Raw genomic sequence first — 21013 nt, forward strand, 5'->3', positions numbered from 1 at the left:
GGGTTGTTCCGCCTCGACGGCAGGCTCGATCTCGGGCCCCTCGCCGGGCGGGTGAACGGTGAAACCGAGCACGGTGAGCGTCTTCGGGTCGATCTCGGTGCCCTCGGGGGCGCCCGTGTACCGGAAGCCCAGCCATTCCCGGTTGGCGCCCTCGGCGAACTGCTGCGGGTGGAACGGCAGCGACTGCGGGTCGGGCAGGACACCCGCCGGATGTTTCAGCGGAAAGTCGCCCGCCCAGAACGGCCTCTCCCACACCAGGGGGATACCGAGGTCCTCGTGGATGTGGACCGGTGTCGCGCTGAACGACCGCGTCAGGTGCCCGTCCTCCCACATCGCGAACGAGCCCCACGCGATGTCGGGCTTGGACGCCACGTAATACGTCTTCGCGAATTCGGTGGGCCGGATGCGTGTTTCGGGCAGAGTCGACGGTCGGGGGACGGCCAGGTCGGGCCCGCACACGACGGTGACACCGGGGTAGGAACCGATGTGCACGGTCCCGGCGGCATCGAGCCGCGCGGCCTCGACCAGCGGAACCGGACCGGTGGGGGTGGCCACCAGATCGGGATAGAGGCGGGAGGCGAGCTGCTGCGCCGCGCCCGGATCAGGATCCGGGTGGCCGTGCAGCACAGCCGCAGGGTCGGGGACGTCGACGTACCAGATCGTTGATACCTTGGCCCCCACGGTCATCCCTCTCTTCCGGTGTCTTCCTGAAAGAGTACGACCCCGACCGTGTTCCCGGCCTGATCACCGCGCAGACGGTCACCGTCCGCTGCTGCGGACACCGAGCAGGACGTCGTCCCAGGACGGGAGGGCGGGTTTGCCGCGCTTGTCCTTGTTGTTCGTCTGGTGCGGGGCGATCTTGGGTGCGGCGGGTTCCTCGGACGGGGCGGGCTCGTCCGAGAGCTCCTCGGTGACATCGGCCTCGATGATCTCCTCGGGCTCGATCGTCGGCACCTCCACCTCGGTGGGGAACTCGGCGAGTTCGAGCTGCTCCGGCTCGTCGGACGCCACCGGCGCCAATCCGCGGAGCGGACGGCCGAAGTCGGGATCGATCAGGTCGAACGCGGTGTCGTCGAGCGCGACGATGGTGCCACCGTGCGCGTCCGGCTGATACCGCCAGTGCGCCGCGTTGGTGGTCCGACCGGCCTGCCACTGCAGCTGGGCGACCCAGTGATTGTCCTCGTCGCGCCACGCATCCCACGTGGCGTCGTCGATGTTGTGCCCCCGCGCGCGGAACGCCTGCGTGACGATCTCGGCGAGAGTGGGAACGGCGGGGCCGTTGTCGCGGACCGGGTGTCCGCCCTGCGCCATCTCGGCCGCACGGGAACGTTCGAGCAGGACCGGATACGCGAACCGCTCCACCTTCGCCAGGGGGATACCGGCCTCGTCGGCCACCTGTTCGACGGAGGCGCCGGCACGGATGCGGGCCTGGATTTCGCGGGGCCTGAGCTGACTGTCCATTTCGATCTCAATCTGGCCGAGTCGAGCGATGTCCCCGCGGGATGCGGCGCGGAGTTTGTCATCGGCGGGAAGCCGGAATTTTTCGCCGGTACTGGCATCTGCGCACACGACGTGCGATCCATCAGGCTCGAGACCGATCACTCGAAGCTCTCGCACGTTGACCTCCTTATCGCGCCGGCTCGCGACTTTGCACCTGGGCAACTGTAATTCATTCGTGACAGCCCGCGCGGCAGGACACGCGCGGGTAAATCCCGTCCCGGCGTCGCGTGCGCGCTAGGCTTCGTCCTTTCGTGATCGGTCCTTCCTGCGGGGTGTGCGCTGCCTTGTGCGGGTGGCCTCGACCGGGTCGATCGCTGGTGCAGACCAGTGTTCGGCCAGCTCGAGGCTGGGTTCGCGGCCGGAGGCGACGTGCCGGTACGCGATCTCCGCGGCGCGGTCGACGTCGCCCGCCGCGATCGCGTCGTACAACTCGGCGTGCTCGTCACATTGCTGTCCGGGATCGCGTTCCTTGGTGAGGTGGAACAACCACTGCACGCGCGTCGCGAGCGGTTGCAGCATCGACTGCAGCAGGGGACTGCCGGACATCTCCACGATGACGGCGTGGAATGCGGCGTTCGCGGCGGCGATGGCGGGCTTGTCATCGCGAACGGTGGCCGTACGCGCCGCGGTGAGTTGGTCGCGCAGCGCCGTGAGATGGGAGTCGTCCGCTCGCTGCGCCGCGAGCCGGGCCGCGAGCACCTCGAGGCTTTCGCGGACGTCGAAGAGGTCACGGACCTCGTCGACGCCGAACGGGGCGACGATCGCCCCGCGACGCGGGACGATCACGACGAGTCCGTCGGTCTGGAGCTGTTGCAGGGCCTCGCGCAGCGGGATCCGGGACACCTGCAGTTCTGCGGCGAGGTCGCGTTCGATCAGGCGCTGGCCCGGCGCGAGCAGCAGGTTGACGATGCGACTACGCAGTTCTTCGTACGCGGTCTCGCGCAGCGACTTCGGCGCCGACGTGTCGGTTGCACCGTTCACCCGGTCTCCTGTCGTCGTGGTGGCCACGTCCGCCACCGTAGAACGCGTCCGTGCGCCGCCCTCGGGTGGATGCGGGTCCTTACGTCTGTGTAACACGGCGGAAATGCCGCGCCCCCAAGATTCAAATAACGGTATACCGCTAACTGTGGCGGTTCCTGAGTCAAGGAGTCCAGCGCGTGAACACGACCCTCTCCGCCCGAGCCCGAACCCTCGTCCCCGCGCTGTGCGCGGCCGCGACTCTCGCGGCGACCCTGACGGCCTGCGGGTCGACGGACGCAGGCACCGCCTCCGGCGACACCCTCCGCGTCGGGGTGTTCTTCCCCGGCTCCGTCTCCGACACGGGCTTCATGGAATCGGGGTATCTCGGCTACCAGCGTCTCGAGGAAACCCTCGGTGACCGGCTGGAGCTGAGTTACGTCGAGCAGGTCGCCGCCGCCGACTATCAGCAGGCCCTGGTACGGTTCGCGACCGCGAACGACCTAGTCGTCTCGCTCGGCGGCCAGACGGACGCCGACGTCCGCAAGGTCGCACCCCAGTTCCCCGACGTGAAGTTCGTCGAGATCGGCGGACCCGCCGACGCGTCCCCGCTGCCGAATCTCGCCTATTACGACCCGCAGCAGGCGGAGGCCGAGTTCCTCAGCGGAGCGGTCGCGGCGACGGCGTCCGAGACCCCGTCCGTGTCGTTCGTCGGCGGTGTCGAACTGCCCGCCATCGTGAACGCCGCGAAGGCCTTCGGCAACGGCGCCGAGTTCGCGCGGCCCGGCACCCAGGTGCTCACCCCGCAGTACCTGGGCGACTTCAACGACCCGGCCAAGGCGAAGCAGGCCGCGCTCGCCAACTACGGCGCCGGCGCGGGCGCGGTGGGGCAGATCGTGAACCTCGGCAAGTCCGGTCTGGAACAGGCCGCCACACAGTCGGGCGCCCTGATGGTGGGCGGCCCGATTCCCGGCGACTGCTCGAACCCCGCCTACATCGGGTACGTGCACACCGACATCGGTAAGGAAGTGGAGTACGCCGTCCGGTCCACCCTGGACGGGACGTGGAAGGCCGAGAACGTGGCCTTCGGCCTCACGTCACCGAACGGCGGCACCGACTTCCTGCTCTGCGGCGCCGACCCCGCCGTCGCCGACGCACTCGACAAGGCGAAGACCGCCCTGTCCACCGGCGCCGTCGAGCCCTACCGAGCGGGCTGACATGAGCACACCAGCACTCCAACTCACGGGAATCGGGAAGAGCTTCGGCGACGTCCGGGCCCTCCACGGTGTCGACCTGTCGGTGCAACCCGGAACGGTGCACTGCATCCTCGGGGAGAACGGGGCCGGGAAGTCGACGCTCTGCAACGTCGTCTACGGCGGTCTGCGACCGGACACCGGAACGATGACCCTCTCCGGTCGCAGGTACGCGCCCGCTTCGCCCGCGGCTGCGATGGCGGACGGCGTGGCGATGGTGCATCAGCACTTCAGTCTCATCGGCACGATGACCGTGGCCGAGAACCTGCTGCTCACCGGACGGGGGCTGCGACTGCGCCGCGCGGAACTGCGGACCCGCCTCGATCGGCTCGCCGACGACTATCACCTGCGGATCGATTCGGACGCGCTGGTCTCGGCCATGCCGATCGGTGCGCGGCAGAAGGTCGAGATCGTGAAGGCCCTCCTCACCGACCCCTCGTTGATCCTGCTGGACGAGCCGACCGGGGTGCTCGACCCCGGCGAGATCGACGCCCTGATCGAGACGTGCCAGGCCGTCGCGGCGGCGGGCAAGGCGGTAGTCCTCGTCACCCACAAACTCGGCGAGGTGGCCCGCGTCGCGGACGCCGCGACCGTATTGCGGGGAGGCGAGGTGGCAGGCGGGGGCCGCATGTCGGAGTTGACGATCCCCCAGCTGACGACGGCGATGGTCGGAAGACCGGTGTCGGAACTCAGTCCGGTGCTCGCGGCGGGAGTCGGCGCGGAGAGCGATGTCGGCGCGACGCCCGAACGGTGGGCGACCGGCCCCGTCGTCCTCGGGATCCGCGGCGTCCGCGCCACCCGGGCGGACGGCAGTGTCGCCCTGTCCGGCGTGGGGCTCGAGGTGCGGGCCGGTGAGATCGTCGGGATCGCGGGCGTCGAGGGGAACGGGCAGAGCGAACTGGTGGCCGTGCTGTCCGGGGCGACCCGACCCGAGTCCGGCACGGTCACGCTCGGTGACGCCGACATCACGTCGGCGTCCCCGGCCCAACGCACCCGGCTCGGTCTCGGGGTGGTGCCGGAGGACCGCCACCGAGAGGCGATGGTGGCGGAACTGTCCCTGTCGGAGAACCTCTTCCTCGGCCGCCTGCACCGCTTCCGCAGGATGGGTCTGCTCGACCGCCGCCGGATGGACGCCGCGGCCGGGGACCTGATCGAGCAGTTCTCTGTGCGGACACCCGGGCCGGGAACATCCATGGGTTCGCTGTCGGGCGGCAATCAGCAGAAGGTCGTCCTGGCCCGCGAACTCTCGACGGAGAACCTGCAGTGTCTGGTCGCGGCGCAGCCCACCCGCGGACTCGACGTCGGGGCGGTCGAATTCGTTCTGAACCAACTCCGCGGCTGCGCGTCCGCGGGAAACGGAGTCCTGGTCGTGTCCAGCGAGATCCCCGAACTGCTCGCGCTCTGCGACCGCATCTTCGTCAGCTACCGCGGGGCCCTGCTCGGGCCCGTCGACACGTCGGCGGCCACTGCGGGGCAGCGCATCGGTGAACTGATGACGGGAACGGCGGCATGACTCGACTTCGAATCCGGGTGCACCACCCACTTCCCGTGGCGGTCGCCGCGATCGCGGTCGCGGGACTCGTCGGACTGCTCCTCGCCGCGGCCGCGGGTGCCACCGTGCCCGAGACCGTCGAGGCTCTGTCCGAGGGGATGTTCGGCAGCAGCTACGCGATCGGAGTCTCGCTCAACACAGCCGCGGTGCTGGCTCTCGTCGCGGCCGGGTTCACCGTCGCACACCGGGCCGGACTGGTGAACGTCGGTGGCGAGGGCCAGCTGTGTGTCGGCGGCATCGCCGCGACCGCGGTCGGCACCGCTCTCGGGGAGGACACCCCCGCCCCGATCGCCGTCACCGCGGTACTCCTCGCCGCGGCCGGTACCGGGTGGTCGTGGGCCGTGATCGCCGCGTACCTGCGGGTCCGCCGGGGCACGAGCGAGATCATCACGACGCTGCTGCTGAACTTCGTCGGCCTCGCGCTGGTGCTGCTGATGGTGCACGAGCCCAGCCTCCTCCGCCAGCCCGTCACGTCGTCGGAGACGCTGCCGCAGTCCGCGCCGCTGATCGAGACCGCGCACCTACCGCTGCTGGGGATCGAACGCTCGCCGGGGACGATCGCGCTGTGGATCGCGCTGGTCGCGGCGCTGATCGTCGGCGTTGTCCTGCGCCGGACGGCGGTCGGCGCCCGGCTGCGCTCCGTCGGCCTGAACCCGGATGCGTCGGCGCGGCTGGGACTGCCGGTCGGACAGCTGCGATTTCTCAGCCTGTCCTGCGCTGGCGCGTTTTCCGGGCTCGCGGGCGGGATCCTCGTCGCGACGGCACCGTTCGTGCTTGTCGAAGGATTCTCCTCCGGCTATGGGTTCTCCGGGCTGGTCGTCGGACTCCTGGCGCGCGGTTCCATGCTGGCCGTCGGCGCCGTGTCGCTGCTGCTCGGCTTCCTCGTGTCCGGCGGAATCAATCTTCAACTCGCAGCCGGTGTTCCGGCATCGACCGTGTCGATCGTGGAATCGCTCATGATCATCCTGATCGCGGGAGCGGTGCTGTGGACCGCGACCGGCCGGAGATCGAGATCCGCGGCCGCGACGACGGCGAAGACCCACGACGTCCCCGACCTGGCTGGAGCGAAGCAATGATGAACACGGTGTCGGACATCGCCGTCAGCGGCGTGGGATTCGCACTCCCGATCCTGGTGGCCGCGAGCGGGGAACTGGTGAGCGAGCGGGCGGGCGTACTGAACCTCAGCCTCGAGGGCATGATGCTGACCGGGGCATTCGCCAGCGTGCTCGGCGCCGTCACCACCGGATCCGCGGTGGGCGGCCTCGCGGCCGGATTGGCGGCCGGGGTGCTGTTCGGACTGCTGCAGGCACTGCTGAGCGTCACGCTGCGCGCCGACCAGATCGTGGTGGGCATCGCGAGCAACGCCCTCGCCCTCGGCGCCACCACCTACGGCGCCCGGCTGCTCCTCGCGGACGGCAAGGGGCAGAATGCCCCGGGTTTCGCGGTCGTCGAGATCCCGCTGCTGCACCGGATCCCGATCCTCGGACCGGCACTCTTCTCGCAGACGGCCCTCGGCTACTTCTGCTTCGCGGTGGTCGGGCTGCTGGCCGTCACCCTGTCCCGCCGGACCCGGGCAGGTCTCGTCGTCGACGCGGTCGGGGAGGACGCGAAGGCGGCAGACTGGAGCGGACTGCCGGTGCGGAAGATCCGTTACCTGTGCGTGCTCGTCGCGGGACTGACGGCGGGACTGGCCGGCGCGCAGCTCGCGCTGTCCGAGGTGCGCTCGTTCAGCGACAACATGACCGCCGGAATCGGGTACCTCGCCGTCGTGGCGGTGATCGCGGGCAGGTGGCGCGCGCTCGGCGTGATCTGGGCGTCCGTGTTCTTCGGGATCGCGCAGGCGCTCCAGTTCGCGTTGCCCGCGCTCGGTGTCAGCGTCCCGTTCGCCCTGCTCGTCATGCTGCCCTACGTGATCGCGATCGCCGCGGTCAGTGGATTCATCCGCAACAGCCGCTCACCCGCAAACCTGACCGTCGCGTTCGCGCGCGCGTCCTGATCGATCTCAGCGAGGAAACTCTTGTGACACTGATCCTTTCCCATTCCGACGTGGCCGGCCTCATCGACCGCGCCGAGGTGTTCGCCGCGGTGGAACGGGCGCACGCCGACCTGGCCGCCGGGACGGCATCCGCACCCGCCCCACCCGCCATGACCCTGCAGTCCGCGGCCTTCGTCCCGATGGTCGCGGCGGCTCAGTCGGCCGGCGCGGCCGCGGTGAAGATGCTGGTCGATCTTCCCGGCAACGCCTCCCGCGGTCTGCCCGTCCAACGCTCGGCCGTACTGGTCGCGTCCGCGGACACCGGTGAGTGCGAGGCCCTGCTCGACGGCCGCCTGATCACTGCCGTGCGCACCGCCGCCGCCAGCGCCGTGGCCACGAAACACCTCGCCCACCGAGGCAGCCGGGTGCTGGGGCTGGTGGGCGCCGGGACCCTCGCCGTCGAACACGCCCGGGCGATCACCCGGGTGTCGGACGTCGAGACGGTGCTGGTGTGGTCGCGCTCGGACGCGACGGTCGAGGAATTCCGCAGCCGAACAGAGGATCTCGGCATCTCGGTCAAGCCGATGGACTCGCCCGAGGCGGTCACCCGGTCTTCCGACGTCCTCTGCACGCTCACGCCGTCGAGGGACCCGATCGTGCGGGGCGCCTGGTTCGGCGAAGGCTTGCACGTCAACGCCGTCGGTGCGCCCCCGCGCGCGGACCACCGGGAGATCGACGGCGAGGGAATGCGACGGGCCCGGGTGGTCGTCGACTCGGTGGCCACCACCATGACCAAATCGGGAGAGACGCTGCTGGCGCTCGCCGAGGGAGCGATCAGCGAGGGCGACGTCGCCGTGGAGTTGGGCGACGTGATCGTGGGCCGCACCGTCGCCCGCACCTCCGATCGGGACATCACGCTGTACAACTCCGTCGGGATCGGCCTCCAGGACCTCGCCGCGGCGCGCATACTGATCGACAGAGCCCGGGAACGGGGCGTCGGAACAGAAGTGGATCTGAGTCGATGAGCCAGAGCGATGTCGACGACGTGGACCTTGCGCACCTGCGGCGAGCCATCGAACTCGCCGACGAGACGGGCGACGCGGGCAACAGACCGTTCGGTGCGGTGGCGGTGGGGGCGGACGGTCATGTGATCAGCGAGGGCGCCAACTCCGTCGCGACGTCCGCCGATGTCACCGAGCACGCGGAACTCGACGCGATCACCACCGCCTGCGGTGAGGGACGCACCGGCGACCTCGTCGGCGCCACCATGTATGCCAGCGGTGAGCCGTGCCCGATGTGCAGTGCGGCGATGGTGTGGGCCGGCATCACGCGGGTTGTCTACGCGGCGTCGTCCGCGGACTTCTCCCGGATTCTCCCGGACGGCCCCCGGTTCACGCTGGGCTGCTCCGACGTGCTCGAGTCCGCGAGCGTCGAGATCGAGGTCAGCGGACCGCATCTCGGCGACGAGGCGCTCGCACCGTTCCACCGTTTCCTCGACACGGACTGACCCCCGAACGCCGTCAGCCCCCGGCACCGAGGTGGCGGGGGCTGACGGACGTGGGTGCCGGGACTCAGCCGAGCTGCGAGACGACCCAGTCGATGCTCTTCGTGAGCTGCGAGACGTCCTCGGGATCGATCGCCGGGAACATGCCGACACGCAGCTGGTTGCGGCCCAGCTTGCGGTACGGCTCCGTGTCGACGACGCCGTTGGCGCGCAGGATCTTCGCCACCTGAGCCGCGTCGATCTTGTCGTCGAAGTCGATGGTGCCGACCACCTGCGAGCGGTGAGCGGGATCGGTGACGAACGGGGTGGCGTAGTCGCTGGCCTCGGCCCACTGGTACAGGCGCGAGGACGAATCGGCGGTACGCGAGGTGGCCCAGTCGAGGCCACCCTTGCCGTTCAGCCAGTCGATCTGGTTGGCGAGCAGCAGCAGCGTCGCGACCGCCGGGGTGTTGTACGTCTGGTCCTTGGAGCTGTTGTCCACGGCGATGGGCAGCGACAGGAAGTCGGGGGTCCAGCGACCCGACTCCTTGATCTCCGCGACGCGCTCGAGCGCCTTCGGGCTCATCAGCGCGATCCACAGTCCGCCGTCGGCGGCGAAGCACTTCTGCGGGGCGAAGTAGTACACGTCGGCGTCGGCGACGTTCACCGGCAGGCCGCCGGCGCCGGACGTGGCGTCGATGGCGATGAGCGCATTCTCCGAGCCCGCGGGACGCGAGACGGGAATCGCGACACCGGTGGACGTCTCGTTGTGCGCCCAGCCGATGAGGTCGACGGACGGATCCGAGACCGGCTCGGGAGCACTGCCCGGGTCGGCGGAGACGACGATCGGGTCGCCGATGAACGGGTTGTTCTTCGCGACCGACGCGAACTTGGAGCTGAACTCACCGTTCGTGAGGTGCAGCGACTTCTCCCGGATCAGGCCGAACGCGGCCGCATCCCAGAACGCTGTGGTGCCACCGTTGCCGAGCACCACCTCGTAGCCCTCGGGCAGGGAGAACAGATCGGCGAGGCCGGACCGCACGCTGGCGACGACGTCCTTGACAGGCTTCTGGCGGTGGCTGGTGCCGAACACCGAGGAGCCCACCTCGACCAGCGACTGCAGCTGTTCGGGGCGAACCTTCGACGGTCCGCAGCCGAAACGTCCATCGGCGGGCAGGAGGTCTGCGGGGATGATCGGTGTGGAGGTCATCGCTACTTTCTGTTCCTTACTGGTTCTGGCGGGGGAGACGGTCAGCTGGTGTGGGCGATCTGGTCCCAGCCCTCGACGGATTCGGGGGTGCGGGGTGCGGGTCCGGTGTAGATGGCGGCGGGGCGGACGAGTTTGCCGAGGCGTTTCTGTTCGAGGATGTGGGCGCACCAGCCGGCGGTGCGGCCGCAGGTGAACATCGCGGGCATCATGTGCGCGGGGACCTCGGCGAAGTCGAGGATGACCGCGGCCCAGAATTCGACGTTGGTTTCGATGGCCCGGTCGGGGCGGCGTTCGCGCAGTTCGGCGAGGGCGGCCTGCTCGAGGGCGGCGGCCGCCTCGTAGCGGGGGGCGTTCAGGCGTTTCGCGGTGGCGCGCAGCACCCGGGCGCGGGGGTCTTCGGCGCGGTAGACGCGGTGCCCGAAGCCCATCAGCTTTTCCTTGCGGTCGAGGATGCCCTTGACCAGGGCGCGGGCGTCGCCGGACTTCTCGGTGTCCTCGATCATCGGCAGGACGCGGGCCGGAGCGCCGCCGTGCAGCGGGCCGGACATCGCGCCGATCGCCCCCGACAGGGACGCGGCGACGTCGGCGCCGGTGGAGGCGATGACGCGGGCGGTGAAGGTGGACGCGTTCATGCCGTGTTCGGCGGCGGAGACCCAGTAGGCGTCGATGGCGGCGACGTGGGCGGGGTCGGGGTCGCCCTTCCAGCGGACCATGAACCGTTCGGTCACGGTCTTGGCCTCGTCGATGCGTCTCTGCGGGACGGCGGGCCGGTAGATGCCGCGGGCGGACTGGGCGACGTAGGACAGGGCCATGACGGAGGCGCGGGCGAGTTGTTCGCGGGCGGTGTCGTCGTCGATGTCGAGGAGGGGCTGGTATCCCCAGATGGGGGCGAGCATGGCGAGGCCGGCCTGGACGTCGACGCGGACGTCGCCGGTGTGCACGGGCAGGGGGAACGGTTCGGCCGGGGGTAGTCCGGGGCCGAAGCGGCCGTCGACGAGCAGGGCCCACACGTTGCCGAAGGTGACGTGCTTGGAGACGAGTTCTTCGATGTCGACGCCGCGGTAGCGCAGGGCGCCGCCGTCCTTGTCGGGTTCGGCGATGTCGCTGGTGAACGCGACCACGCCTTCCAGTCCGCTGACGAAATCGTCCGGTATTGCCGCGCTAGCTGACATAGCTCGTGGACTCTCCTCGTTCGAGTGCCCCCGGTCAGAGCGGCACTGTCTCGGCGTTCGACAATTGCGCTGGGCGTGCATGCGGGATGGGCAGGCACCCTCGTCCGCGCAATCGACTTCCCTTCCCCGGGCATCGCACGATCGCGGCTGCAATCCGAGGGGACGGGTTCGGTCCCCAAAACTTTAGCCGGTGTCACCGGAGAGTTGATCAGTGCATACCCGGGAGTAGCGTTCTCGGCTGTGTCTCCAGATGCAGAACAGCCGAAACCGGTGAACAAGGACCTCGCGGCCATGCGCGTCGGTTATGCACACCAGGGCGCTGACGGACGGTACGTCGACTCCGATCTGGACGCCGACCAGCTGAGCGACGGCTGGCTTCCCCTGATGCGCCTGTGGCTCGAGGACGCCGTGGAGGCCGGGGTTCCCGAACCCAACGCGATGACACTCGGAACCGTCGACGAGCACGGACATCCGTGCACCCGCACCGTCCTCTGCAAGGGATTGAGTGCCGACGGTGTGCTGTTCTTTACCAACTACGACTCGGACAAGGGCCGCCAGCTGGAGGCGGTGCCCTACGCGTCGGTGACGTTCACCTGGGTGCCCGTCGCCCGGCAGATCACCGTCCGCGGTCCAGTCGAGCGCGTGAGTGCCGAGGTCACGGACGAGTACTGGCACAGCAGGCCCCGCGGATCCCGGCTGGGGGCGTGGGCGTCCGAACAGTCGAAGCCAATCGGTTCGCGGGCCGAACTGGACGCCGCGCTGCTGCACGCGGCGGAGCGCTTCCCCGTCGACGTCGACATCCCGGTCCGGCCGGACTGGGGCGGAATCCTGATCCGCCCTGCGGTCGTGGAGTTCTGGCAGGGCCGCGCCAACCGGATGCACAACCGCATCCGGACGTCGCTGGCCGACGGCTCGTGGACGGTGGAGCGACTGCAGCCGTGACGGCCGGGGAATAGTGAGCATGGGAAACGAGCTAAGGGAAGAATGACCGACACCGTCACCGAGAAGAAGAAGCGGCGGCTGCTCGCCGACACGGCGCCGCTGCAGAACCGGGACTACCGCCGCCTGTGGGCGGCCGGGATCGTGACGGTGATCGGCGGGCAGCTCAGTGTCGTCGCCGTGCCGCAGCAGGTGTACGAGATCACCCGCAGCTCGGCGTACGTGGGTCTGACCGGTGTCTTCGCGCTGGTACCGCTGATCGTGTTCGGTTTGTGGGGCGGCGCGCTGGCCGACGTCATGGACCGGCGGAAACTGCTGACGATCACCACCGTCGGACTCGGTGTGACGTCGGTGTTGTTCTGGGTGCAGGCGGCGCTGGGACTGGACAACGTGTGGCTGGTACTCGGACTGCTGGGGTTGCAACAGGCGTTCTTCGCGGTCAACCAGCCCACCCGCAGCGCGATCATCCCGCGGCTCATCCCCGCGGAACAGCTGGCCGCCGCCAACTCGCTCAATATGACGGTCATGCAGTTCGGCGCCATCGCCGGACCGCTGCTCGCCGGCGTGATGATTCCGACGGTGGGGCTGTCGACGCTGTATCTCGTCGATTCGATCGCCCTCCTGGCCACACTGTGGGCGGTGCTGCGGCTGCCCGCCATCCCGCCGACGGGGGAGTCGCGCCGGGCCGGGCTGCGCGAGGTGTTCGACGGGTTCGCCTACCTCGCGACGCAGAAGGTGCTGCTCGCGTCGTTCGTCGTCGACATCATCGCCATGGTGTTCGGCATGCCGCGGGCGTTGTTCCCGCAGATCGCGCACGACACGTTCGGCGACCCGGCGTCGGGCGGTGTGGCGCTCGGACTGCTGTTCGCGGCGATGTCCTTCGGCGCGGTGGCCGGTGGGGTGTTCTCCGGTTGGCTGCCGAGGGTCCGGCGCCAGGGCCTCGCCGTGATCGTGTGCATCGTGTTGTGGGGTCTTGCGATGGTGGGCTTCGGCGTGGTGGTGGGGATCGCCTCACCCGGCGACAGTCCGGTCCTGTTGTGGATTGCTCTCGCGTTCCTCGCATTCGGCGGCGCCGTCGACATGGTCTCCGCCGCGTTCCGCAGCACCATGCTCCAGCAGGTCGCCACGGACGAGATGCGCGGACGACTCCAGGGCGTCTTCATCGTCGTCGTGGCCGGGGGCCCGCGGATCGGTGACGTCGTGCACGGCGCGGCCGCCGCGGCGGTCGGGACGAGCGTGGCGGCCGCGGGCGGTGGCGTCCTCGTCGTCGTCGGTGTGGTGATCGCCGCGCTCGTGTTCCCGGCACTGGTGCGTTACAAGGTCACCCGCTAGGTTCCTGTGCGCCATCACATATCTCGCGCCCATCTCGGGCACACTGAAGTGCATGGGTGAACCGCAGTCTTCGAAGACGGACAGGCCTGCCACGGCCGGATTCGAGATCCGGGGAGGCGGCTACCGGGCCGGCATCGCGGCTACCGGCGCCGGACTACGGCTACTCGAATGGGACGGTCCGGACGGGCCGATGGCGCTCACCGAGACGTGGGACATCGGAACCCGGCCACCCTTGTCGGCAGGGTTGATCTTGGCGCCGTGGCCCAACCGGATCCGCGACGGCCAGTTCGTCTTCGACGGCATCGACCATCAACTCGAGATCACGGAGCCGGCATTCGGCAATGCCAGTCACGGATTCGTCCGCCGCCGGGACTGGCGTGTCGTGAATCACGCCGACGACCGCATCGAGTTGTCGATCGACGTCGGCCTCCACAAGGGGTGGCCGTACCCGCTGCGGCTCACCGTCGCCTACGTCGTGGACGACGACGGCCTGACCGTGACGCACACCGCCACCAACACGGGAGCCATCCCGGCACCGTTCGGGATGGGCTTCCACTCCTACGTCCGCGCCGGCGACTTCCCGCTCGACGAGTGCACGCTGCGACTGTCCGCCGGCACCCGGCTGCCTCTCGACGAGCGCATGCTGCCGAGTGGGGGTTCGCGGCCCGTGGCAGGCACCGAATACGACTTCACCAGCCCGCGCATGCTGGCGGGCGTCGCGCTCGACACCCCGTTCAGCGCACTGGACGTCGACGCGGACGGCAGGTCGCGGCACGAATTGCGGGCGCCGGACGGCACCGGAACGATCCTGTGGGCGGCTCGTGAGTTCGGCTGGCTGCAGGCGTTCGTCGCGGATCCCGAGGCCGGGAAGTCGTATCCGGGACGCGGGCGGGCGCTGGCGCTCGAACCGATGACGTGCCCGCCGGACGCGTTCAACTCCGGGATCGATCAGTTGGTGCTCGCTCCGGGGCAGCAGTGGACGGGTGTGTGGGGCATGTCCGCGGTGGCGTAGCGGTTCAACTTTCGAGCATCGAGTGCCCACTTGGTGAGACGGTGTAACACCGGTCGCGGTCCGGCCGATACGTCGGGCGGGGGTTCGTCTGTCGCGGCTGCGGCACTTTGTGTCACCCTCTGTCCTTCCCTCACCGCGTCGCGCATCGCGGTGTGCGTTCTCCGCCGTCTTCGGCATCTGTGCAGGTAACGCGGCCAGTCCAGTCTCGGGTAACTGGCCCTCACCGATTCCACTCCCGTGCCGTGCGGGCAAATCGGACACTCGCCGATCCCGTTCGGCGACCCTTCTCGGTGGTCGCCGCGCATCCCGCGGCGGACCCGGATCACGGGCTCTGAGCGGACCCGCCTTCGGCACGCAGGCCAGAGTGGGACTAGTTTCTACCTGAATGAAGTTGTTACTCATTGGTTTGAGCTTGAGAGGGATGCTTCGTGCCTGACAATGACACAAAGCCCACGCTTACCTACCCTGGTGGTGAGCACACGATGTCCATTGCCAGGGCAACCGAGGGCAATGACGGTATCGAACTGGGCAAGCTGCTCGCCAGCACCGGGTACACCACCCTGGACCCGGGTTTCGTCAATACCGCCTCCACCAGCTCCGCGATCACCTACATCGACGGTGAGCACGGGATTCTCCGCTACCGCGGGTACCCGATCGAACAGCTGGCCGAGAAGTCGACTTTCATCGAGGTCAGCTATCTGCTGATCTACGGTGAGCTGCCCACCACGGCGCAGCTCGAGTCGTTCACCGACCGGATCCGGCGCCACACGCTGCTGCACGAGGACCTCAAGAGGTTCTTCGACGGATTCCCGCGGAACGCACACCCGATGCCGGTCCTGTCCAGCGCCGTCAACGCGCTGTCCGCGTACTACCAGGACTCCCTGGACCCGGCCGACCCGGAACAGGTCGAGCTGTCGACCATCCGCCTTCTCGCGAAGCTACCGACCATCGCGGCCTACGCGTACAAGAAGTCCGTCGGGCAGCCGTTCCTGTACCCGGACAACTCCCTGAACCTGGTCGAGAACTTCCTCCGGATGACGTTCGGCTTCCCCGCGGAGCCCTACGAGATCGATCCCGAGATCGCCAAGGCTCTCGACATGCTGCTGATCCTGCACGCCGACCACGAGCAGAACTGCTCGACGTCGACGGTGCGGCTGGTCGGCTCGTCCGACGCCAACCTGTTCACCTCGATCTCCGGTGGCATCAACGCACTCTGGGGCCCGCTGCACGGCGGCGCCAACCAGGCCGTGCTGGAGATGCTCGACGAGATCAAGGCCAGCGGCAGCAACGCGGACGACTTCGTCCGCAAGGTCAAGAACAAGGAAGACGGTGTGAAGCTCATGGGCTTCGGGCACCGCGTCTACCGCAACTACGACCCGCGCGCGGCGATCGTCAAGAAGACGGCGCACACCATCCTCGAGAAGCTCGGCGGCGACGACGAGCTGCTCGACATCGCGATGGCGCTCGAGGAGGCGGCGCTCACCGACGACTACTTCGTCGAGCGCAAGCTGTACCCGAACGTCGACTTCTACACGGGTCTGATCTACCGCGCGATGGGCTTCCCCACGCGCATGTTCACCGTTCTGTTCGCCATGGGCCGCTTGCCCGGGTGGATTGCACACTGGCGCGAGATGCACGAAGATCCCGCTACGAAGATCGGCCGTCCGCGCCAGATCTACACCGGTTACACCGAGCGTGACTACAAGGACGTCACAGGTCGCTGATCGCGAATACCTGTGCCGAACCATAGAGCCCTCACCGAGGAGGACATATGACCAAGCCCGAGATCGAGTTCCAAGACGGACCCGCCCCGACCGACCTGGTCATCAAGGACGTGGTGGTCGGAGACGGCGCAGAGGCCGTCCCCGGGGGCACCGTCGAGGTGCACTACGTCGGCGTCGAGTTCGAGTCCGGCGAGGAGTTCGACTCCTCCTGGAGCCGCGGCGAGTCCATCCAGTTCCCGCTGCGCGGTCTCATCAAGGGCTGGCAGGACGGCATCCCCGGCATGAAGGTGGGCGGACGTCGTCAGCTCACGATCCCGCCGGAGCTGGCCTACGGTCCCGCCGGCGCCGGACACCAGCTGTCCGGCAAGACGCTGGTCTTCATGATCGATCTGCTGGACGTGAAGGAATAGTCTCCGCAGCACGAAAAGCCCCGCATCACCTCAAGGTGAGGCGGGGCTTTCTGCTCTCCATGTCTCCGGTCTCGGTGGCTCGTGTGTCGTGTCCGTGTGGAGTTCGACGACGAGCCGTGCGCCGCCGAGCGGGCTGACCTCGAAACGTGCGCTGCCGTTGTGCAGTGCCGCCTGCTGCGCGACGAGCGCGAGGCCGAGGCCCGACCCGCTCTTCGTCGCGTTGGACCCGCGGTGGAACCGTTCGAAGACCACCGCCCGTTCGGCCTCGGGCACCCCCGAGCCGTTGTCGTCGACGACGACGGTGGTGATGCCGTCGGCCGCTCTCAGCGTGATCGTCACCGCGGTCGCGCCGCCGTGCCGGACCGCGTTCTTGATGGCGTTGTCCAAAGTGAGGCGCAGTCCACCGGGCATGCCCCGGACCGTCACCGGGGTTGCGTCGACGGTCACCTGCAGCCCCGGATTGTGGCGCATCGCCTCCTCGGCGGCGAGGTCGCTGATGTCGACGAGGTCGCAGTCCACGAAGTCCTTGTCGGTGGACAGTTCGCCGCGGGCGAGCCGCTCGAGGTCGGACAGCGTCGATTCCACCCGGTCCTGTGAGCGGGCGACGTCGCGGAGGATCTCGTGCTGCTGTTCCGGCGTCAGGTCGAGAGTGGTGAGGACCTCGAGGTCGGTGCGCATCGCGGTGAGCGGGGTCCGGAGTTCGTGTGCCGAGACTGCGGCGAAGTCGCGTGCGGTGGCGAGCGCGGCGGTGGTCGCGTCCTGCGCCTCCGCGACGTCGCGCAGCATCGACTCCGCGGCGGACGCCAGTTCGTCCGCCTCCCGGACACCGGATGTCGTGGGCGTCAACTTCGGTTCGCGGCGCACGATGCGGCCGGTCAAGTCGACCAGCGGGCGCACGGCACGACCGCCGAACAACCAGCCGAGACCGCTGGCCGCGGCGATGGCGAGCACTCCGACGAGCAGGACCTGACGTTGCTGCTCCGACGTCACGTCCTGGGCTTCGGCGTACGGCACGGCCAGGGAGATCCGGGTGCCGAGGAGCGGCACGGTCGCGGTGTACGCCCGGTACTTCGTGTCACCCACCTCGACGGTCTGCTGGCCTGGGTCGAGTTCGGGCAGCTGGGTGGGGGTACTGACGAGCACGGTGTCGCCGTCGGCCGAACGGATCGTGATGGCGAACGCACCCTTGTCGCCGAGTGCCCCGAGGAACAGACCGGCGGTGGCGGCGTTGGGAACCAGAACGTCCGACGCCGTCTCCAGTCGCCGGTCGAGTTGCGACAGGTTGTTCCGGTTGATCGCCAGCGACACCAGGATGCCGAGCGCCACGACGATGATCGTTGCCCCCAGCGCGGTCGCGGCGGCCACGCGGGTTCGGAGGGAGAACGACCGTTTCACGACGGTTCCCGGAGCACGAATCCGACTCCGCGCACCGTGTGCAGGATGCGCGGCTGACCACCGACCTCGAACTTGCGACGCAGGTAGCCGACGAACACGTCCACCACGTTGGTGTCGGCGACGAAGTCGTACCCCCACACCAGTTCGAGGAGCCGCTCACGGCTCAGGACGATGCCGACGTTGCGGGCGAGCACCTCGAGGAGTTCGAATTCCCGTTTGGTCAGAATGACCTCCTCGCCCGCCATGAAGACCCTGCGTGCGGACGTCCGGATCTCCAGCGCACCGACGCGGATCGGTGGGGTCGCGGGCGAGTCGGCGGGGGCGGCGGCCGTCGTTCCGTGCCGCCGCAGCATCGCCCGGATGCGGGCGATCAGTTCGGCGAGGACGAACGGCTTGACCAGGTAGTCGTCGGCGCCCGACTCGAGGCCGGAGATGCGGTCGTCGACGGTGTCGCGTGCGCTGAGCACGCAGATCGGGATGTCGTTGTTCATCGCGCGGAGCGCGGTCACGACGCCGGTGCCGTCGATGACCGGCATGTTCATGTCGAGCACCATCGCGTCCGGACGTCGTTCGCTGACCACCCGGAGCGCGTCGGCGCCGTCGACGGCCGTGAGGACGGTGAATCCGGACAGGCGCAGGCCGCGTTCGAGGGACGTCCGCACGTCCTCGTCGTCGTCGACCACGAGGACACTGGCTGAGTCGGTGACGGTCACTCCTGCATTGTGCCGTGGGCGCGACCACTGAGCGTGCGGATGGCAGTTGTGGGAGCGTGTCTCGTCCGTACACTCGTTGGAGATGTTTTCTTCGCTGCAGGCATTCGAACTGACCGAAACCAACCGTGACTGGCTGATTCACCGCCCGGCCGAGATCGCGACCTACGTCGTCCTGGCGCTCGTGCTGCGTTTCGCGTTGCACCGCATGATCGACCGGATGACGCGGCCCCGGGAGCCTTCCGACAAACCGGCCATGCTCCGTCCCCTCCGGGAACGCGCCCCGCGGGGCGTCAAGGAGGCGATGGTCAACGAGCGTCGCGCGCAACGCGCCCGGACGATCGGGTCGGTGCTCAAATCGACGGTGTCGATCGTGGTGCTCATCTGGGTGGTGCTCCAGGTTCTCGCGGTCCTCGGCGTCAATGTGGCGCCGTTCATCGCGTCGGCCGGTGTGATCGGTGTCGCACTCGGTTTCGGTGCGCAGAACCTCGTCCGGGATTTCCTGTCGGGCATCTTCATGCTGCTCGAGGATCAGTACGGTGTCGGGGACGTCGTGGACCTCGGCGAGGCCGTGGGAACGGTCGAGACGGTGGGTCTGCGGGTCACCACGATCCGCGACGTCAACGGCACCCTCTGGTACTGCCGCAACGGTGAGATCGTCCGTGTCGGCAACATGAGCCAGGGTTACGCGGTCGCGGTGGTCGATCTGCCGATCGCGCACGCCGCCAACGTGCAACGGGCGTGCGAGGTGGCACTCGAGGCAGTCACCGAGGCGGCCAAGAGCGACGCGATCGCGGTCGACGTACTCGAACCCCCGGAACTGCTGGGCGTCAACTCGGTGACCGCGGAATCGGTCACGCTGCGGATCACCGCGCGGACCAAGCCGGGCAGGCAGTGGGCGGTGCAGCGGACGTTCGCCCGCGCGGCGCTGTCGGCGTTCGAGCACTACGACATCGACGCGCCGTACCTGTCGGTGCTGTCGTCGGCTCGCTCCACCAACTGATCGGCCCCGCGCTTCGTTACCGTGGCAGGTATGGACACCGCACTCGTCTGGTTCCGGCGCGACCTCCGGCTCGGTGATCTGCCGACGCTCCACACGGTGGCGGAGTCGGGGGCGCGTGCACTCGGGCTGTTCGTCCTCGACGATCGGCTGCTGAAAACATCGGGCGGTGCTCGCCGGGACTTCCTGTTCCGCAGTCTCGCCGCACTGGACGACCAACTCGACGGCCGGTTGCTGGTGGTGAAGGGCGATCCCGTCGACGTGGTTCCGACGGTCGCGAAGAAGGTATCGGCCGAAGAAGTCCACGTGAGCGCCGATTACGGGCCGTACGGTCGCGAGCGTGATGCCGCCGTCGCCGAGCACGTCGATCTGGTGGCCACCGGTTCGCCGTACGCTGTGGCGCCCGGCCGGGTGACGAAGACGGACGGGGAGCCGTACCGGGTGTTCACCCCGTATTTCCGGCAGTGGCTCGAACACGGGTGGCGCGCGCCGATCGATACCGGGCGTGCGACGGTGGAGTGGCTGGACCCGGACGACGTCAAGGCGCGGCGGGTGCAGATCCCCGAACCGGAATCCGACGGGTGCCCCGCCGGGGAGGCGGCGGCGCTGCAGCGGTGGGCGGAGTTCTGCGAGGACGACCTCGCCGGGTACGAGGACGCGCGGGATCGTCCCGGTCTCGACGCGACCAGCCGGATGTCGGTGTACCTGAAATACGGCAACATTCATCCGCGGACGATGCTCCGCGATCTCGCGCGCCGTCGCAGCAAGAGCGCCGAACAGTACCGGCGGCAGCTCGCGTGGCGGGACTTCTACGCCGACATCCTCTTCCAGCGTCCCGACAGCGCGCGGGAAAACTACGACCGTCGCTTCGACCGCATCCGCTACGACAGCGGGCCTGACGCCGAGGAGGCGTACTCGGCGTGGTGCGAGGGCCGGACGGGGTTCCCGATCGTCGACGCCGGGATGCGTCAGCTGAAAGCCGAAGCCTGGATGCACAATCGGGTGCGGATGATCGTCGCGTCGTTCTTCGTCAAGGATCTGCACCTGCCGTGGTGGTGGGGTGCCCGCTACTTCATGAACCGGCTCGTCGACGGGGATCTGGCGAACAATCAGCACGGCTGGCAGTGGACCGCGGGATCGGGGACGGACGCGTCGCCGTACTTCCGGGTGTTCAACCCGACGACGCAGGGGGAGAAGTTCGACCCCGACGGCGAGTACGTGCGGCGGTGGGTGCCTGAACTGCGTGGCATCTCCGGCAAGGCTGTTCATGCTCTGAAAGACGGTCGCCCGGAGGACTATCCGCCGCCGATCGTCGACCATGCCCACGAGCGGCAGGAGGCACTCGCCCGCTACGGCGAGATCAAGGCCCCGTGAGTACTTCTTAACCGC

General features: G+C 68.7%; 20 protein-coding genes. 13 read left to right on the forward strand and 7 right to left on the reverse strand.

Features of this window, described 5'->3' with window-relative positions:
* The 3 genes from G9373_RS37070 to G9373_RS37080 all read right to left on the reverse strand — a co-directional run.
* Positions 1-687: hypothetical protein (locus G9373_RS37070; RefSeq protein WP_167119996.1), on the reverse strand; the 687-nt coding region annotated here is incomplete at its 3' end.
* Between the two features lie 72 nt (positions 688-759).
* Positions 760-1617, reverse strand: coding sequence for a septation protein SepH (sepH, locus tag G9373_RS37075; protein ID WP_043792786.1), 858 nt, complete (start codon positions 1615-1617; stop codon positions 760-762).
* A gap of 117 nt (positions 1618-1734) precedes the next feature.
* On the reverse strand, positions 1735-2481 hold the full coding sequence (locus G9373_RS37080) for a GntR family transcriptional regulator (RefSeq protein WP_133986142.1): 747 nt from the start codon (positions 2479-2481) through the stop codon (positions 1735-1737).
* A 176-nt stretch (positions 2482-2657) separates the two neighbouring features.
* Between G9373_RS37080 and G9373_RS37085 the strand changes: the two genes are divergently transcribed.
* Genes G9373_RS37085 through G9373_RS37110 form a run of 6 tightly spaced genes read left to right on the forward strand, consistent with a single transcriptional unit; the run spans position 2658 to position 8744 of the window.
* The gene (locus G9373_RS37085; RefSeq protein WP_005571896.1) at positions 2658-3674 is read left to right on the forward strand and encodes a BMP family protein; all 1017 of its coding nucleotides are present in this window, start codon (positions 2658-2660) and stop codon (positions 3672-3674) included.
* A gap of 1 nt (position 3675) precedes the next feature.
* Positions 3676-5223: an ATP-binding cassette domain-containing protein gene (locus G9373_RS37090; RefSeq protein WP_005571895.1), complete on the forward strand. Its 1548-nt coding sequence runs from the start codon at positions 3676-3678 to the stop codon at positions 5221-5223.
* Complete coding sequence (locus G9373_RS37095) at positions 5220-6338, forward strand: ABC transporter permease (protein WP_120659657.1); 1119 nt, start codon at positions 5220-5222, stop codon at positions 6336-6338. The genes G9373_RS37090 and G9373_RS37095 overlap by 4 nt, the downstream gene beginning before the upstream one ends.
* Entirely contained in the window at positions 6335-7258 is a 924-nt protein-coding gene (locus G9373_RS37100; RefSeq protein WP_054248648.1) for an ABC transporter permease, read from the forward strand. The genes G9373_RS37095 and G9373_RS37100 overlap by 4 nt, the downstream gene beginning before the upstream one ends.
* A 23-nt stretch (positions 7259-7281) precedes the next feature.
* A complete protein-coding gene (locus G9373_RS37105; RefSeq protein ID WP_064080925.1) occupies positions 7282-8262 on the forward strand; it encodes an ornithine cyclodeaminase family protein in 981 nt (326 codons plus the stop codon).
* Positions 8259-8744: a nucleoside deaminase gene (locus G9373_RS37110; RefSeq protein ID WP_005255312.1), complete on the forward strand. Its 486-nt coding sequence runs from the start codon at positions 8259-8261 to the stop codon at positions 8742-8744. The genes G9373_RS37105 and G9373_RS37110 overlap by 4 nt, the downstream gene beginning before the upstream one ends.
* Positions 8745-8808: 64 nt before the next feature.
* Here G9373_RS37110 and serC read toward each other — a convergent pair whose 3' ends face one another.
* Together serC and G9373_RS37120 are read right to left on the reverse strand one after the other, a co-directional pair.
* The gene (gene serC / locus G9373_RS37115) at positions 8809-9930 is read right to left on the reverse strand and encodes a phosphoserine transaminase (protein ID WP_005255313.1); all 1122 of its coding nucleotides are present in this window, start codon (positions 9928-9930) and stop codon (positions 8809-8811) included.
* 41 nt (positions 9931-9971) lie between these two features.
* Complete coding sequence (locus G9373_RS37120) at positions 9972-11102, reverse strand: citrate synthase 2 (RefSeq protein ID WP_043790135.1); 1131 nt, start codon at positions 11100-11102, stop codon at positions 9972-9974.
* Positions 11103-11372: 270 nt separating this feature from the next.
* Between G9373_RS37120 and pdxH the strand changes: the two genes are divergently transcribed.
* From pdxH to G9373_RS37145, 5 genes are all read left to right on the forward strand, one after another.
* A complete protein-coding gene (pdxH, locus tag G9373_RS37125; protein WP_005263311.1) occupies positions 11373-12044 on the forward strand; it encodes a pyridoxamine 5'-phosphate oxidase in 672 nt (223 codons plus the stop codon).
* A 42-nt stretch (positions 12045-12086) separates the two neighbouring features.
* Positions 12087-13373 (forward strand): MFS transporter, encoded by a 1287-nt coding sequence (locus G9373_RS37130; protein ID WP_005567345.1) that lies wholly within the window; start codon positions 12087-12089, stop codon positions 13371-13373.
* Between the two features lie 52 nt (positions 13374-13425).
* Positions 13426-14385 (forward strand): aldose 1-epimerase family protein, encoded by a 960-nt coding sequence (locus G9373_RS37135; RefSeq protein ID WP_167119999.1) that lies wholly within the window; start codon positions 13426-13428, stop codon positions 14383-14385.
* Between the two features lie 428 nt (positions 14386-14813).
* On the forward strand, positions 14814-16109 hold the full coding sequence (locus G9373_RS37140; protein WP_005263314.1) for a citrate synthase: 1296 nt from the start codon (positions 14814-14816) through the stop codon (positions 16107-16109).
* Positions 16110-16156: 47 nt separating this feature from the next.
* Complete coding sequence (locus G9373_RS37145) at positions 16157-16519, forward strand: FKBP-type peptidyl-prolyl cis-trans isomerase (RefSeq protein WP_005244090.1); 363 nt, start codon at positions 16157-16159, stop codon at positions 16517-16519.
* Between the two features lie 30 nt (positions 16520-16549).
* On the opposite strand, the gene G9373_RS37150 is transcribed toward G9373_RS37145, so the two are convergent.
* Positions 16550-17914, reverse strand: coding sequence for a HAMP domain-containing sensor histidine kinase (locus G9373_RS37150; RefSeq protein ID WP_005567347.1), 1365 nt, complete (start codon positions 17912-17914; stop codon positions 16550-16552).
* A complete protein-coding gene (locus tag G9373_RS37155) occupies positions 17911-18627 on the reverse strand; it encodes a response regulator transcription factor (RefSeq protein ID WP_005567348.1) in 717 nt (238 codons plus the stop codon). The genes G9373_RS37150 and G9373_RS37155 overlap by 4 nt, the downstream gene beginning before the upstream one ends.
* Before the next feature lie 82 nt (positions 18628-18709).
* Here G9373_RS37155 and G9373_RS37160 point away from each other — a divergent pair, with 82 nt between their 5' ends.
* Complete coding sequence (locus G9373_RS37160) at positions 18710-19627, forward strand: mechanosensitive ion channel family protein (protein WP_054248255.1); 918 nt, start codon at positions 18710-18712, stop codon at positions 19625-19627.
* A 30-nt stretch (positions 19628-19657) separates the two neighbouring features.
* The gene (locus G9373_RS37165) at positions 19658-20998 is read left to right on the forward strand and encodes a deoxyribodipyrimidine photo-lyase (RefSeq protein ID WP_167120002.1); all 1341 of its coding nucleotides are present in this window, start codon (positions 19658-19660) and stop codon (positions 20996-20998) included.
* Positions 20999-21013: the final 15 nt, after the last annotated feature.

Origin of the sequence: Rhodococcus sp. A14 (assembly GCF_011603105.1) — a bacterium.
In the GTDB taxonomy this organism is placed as follows: Bacteria; Actinomycetota; Actinomycetes; order Mycobacteriales; family Mycobacteriaceae; genus Rhodococcus_F; species Rhodococcus_F opacus.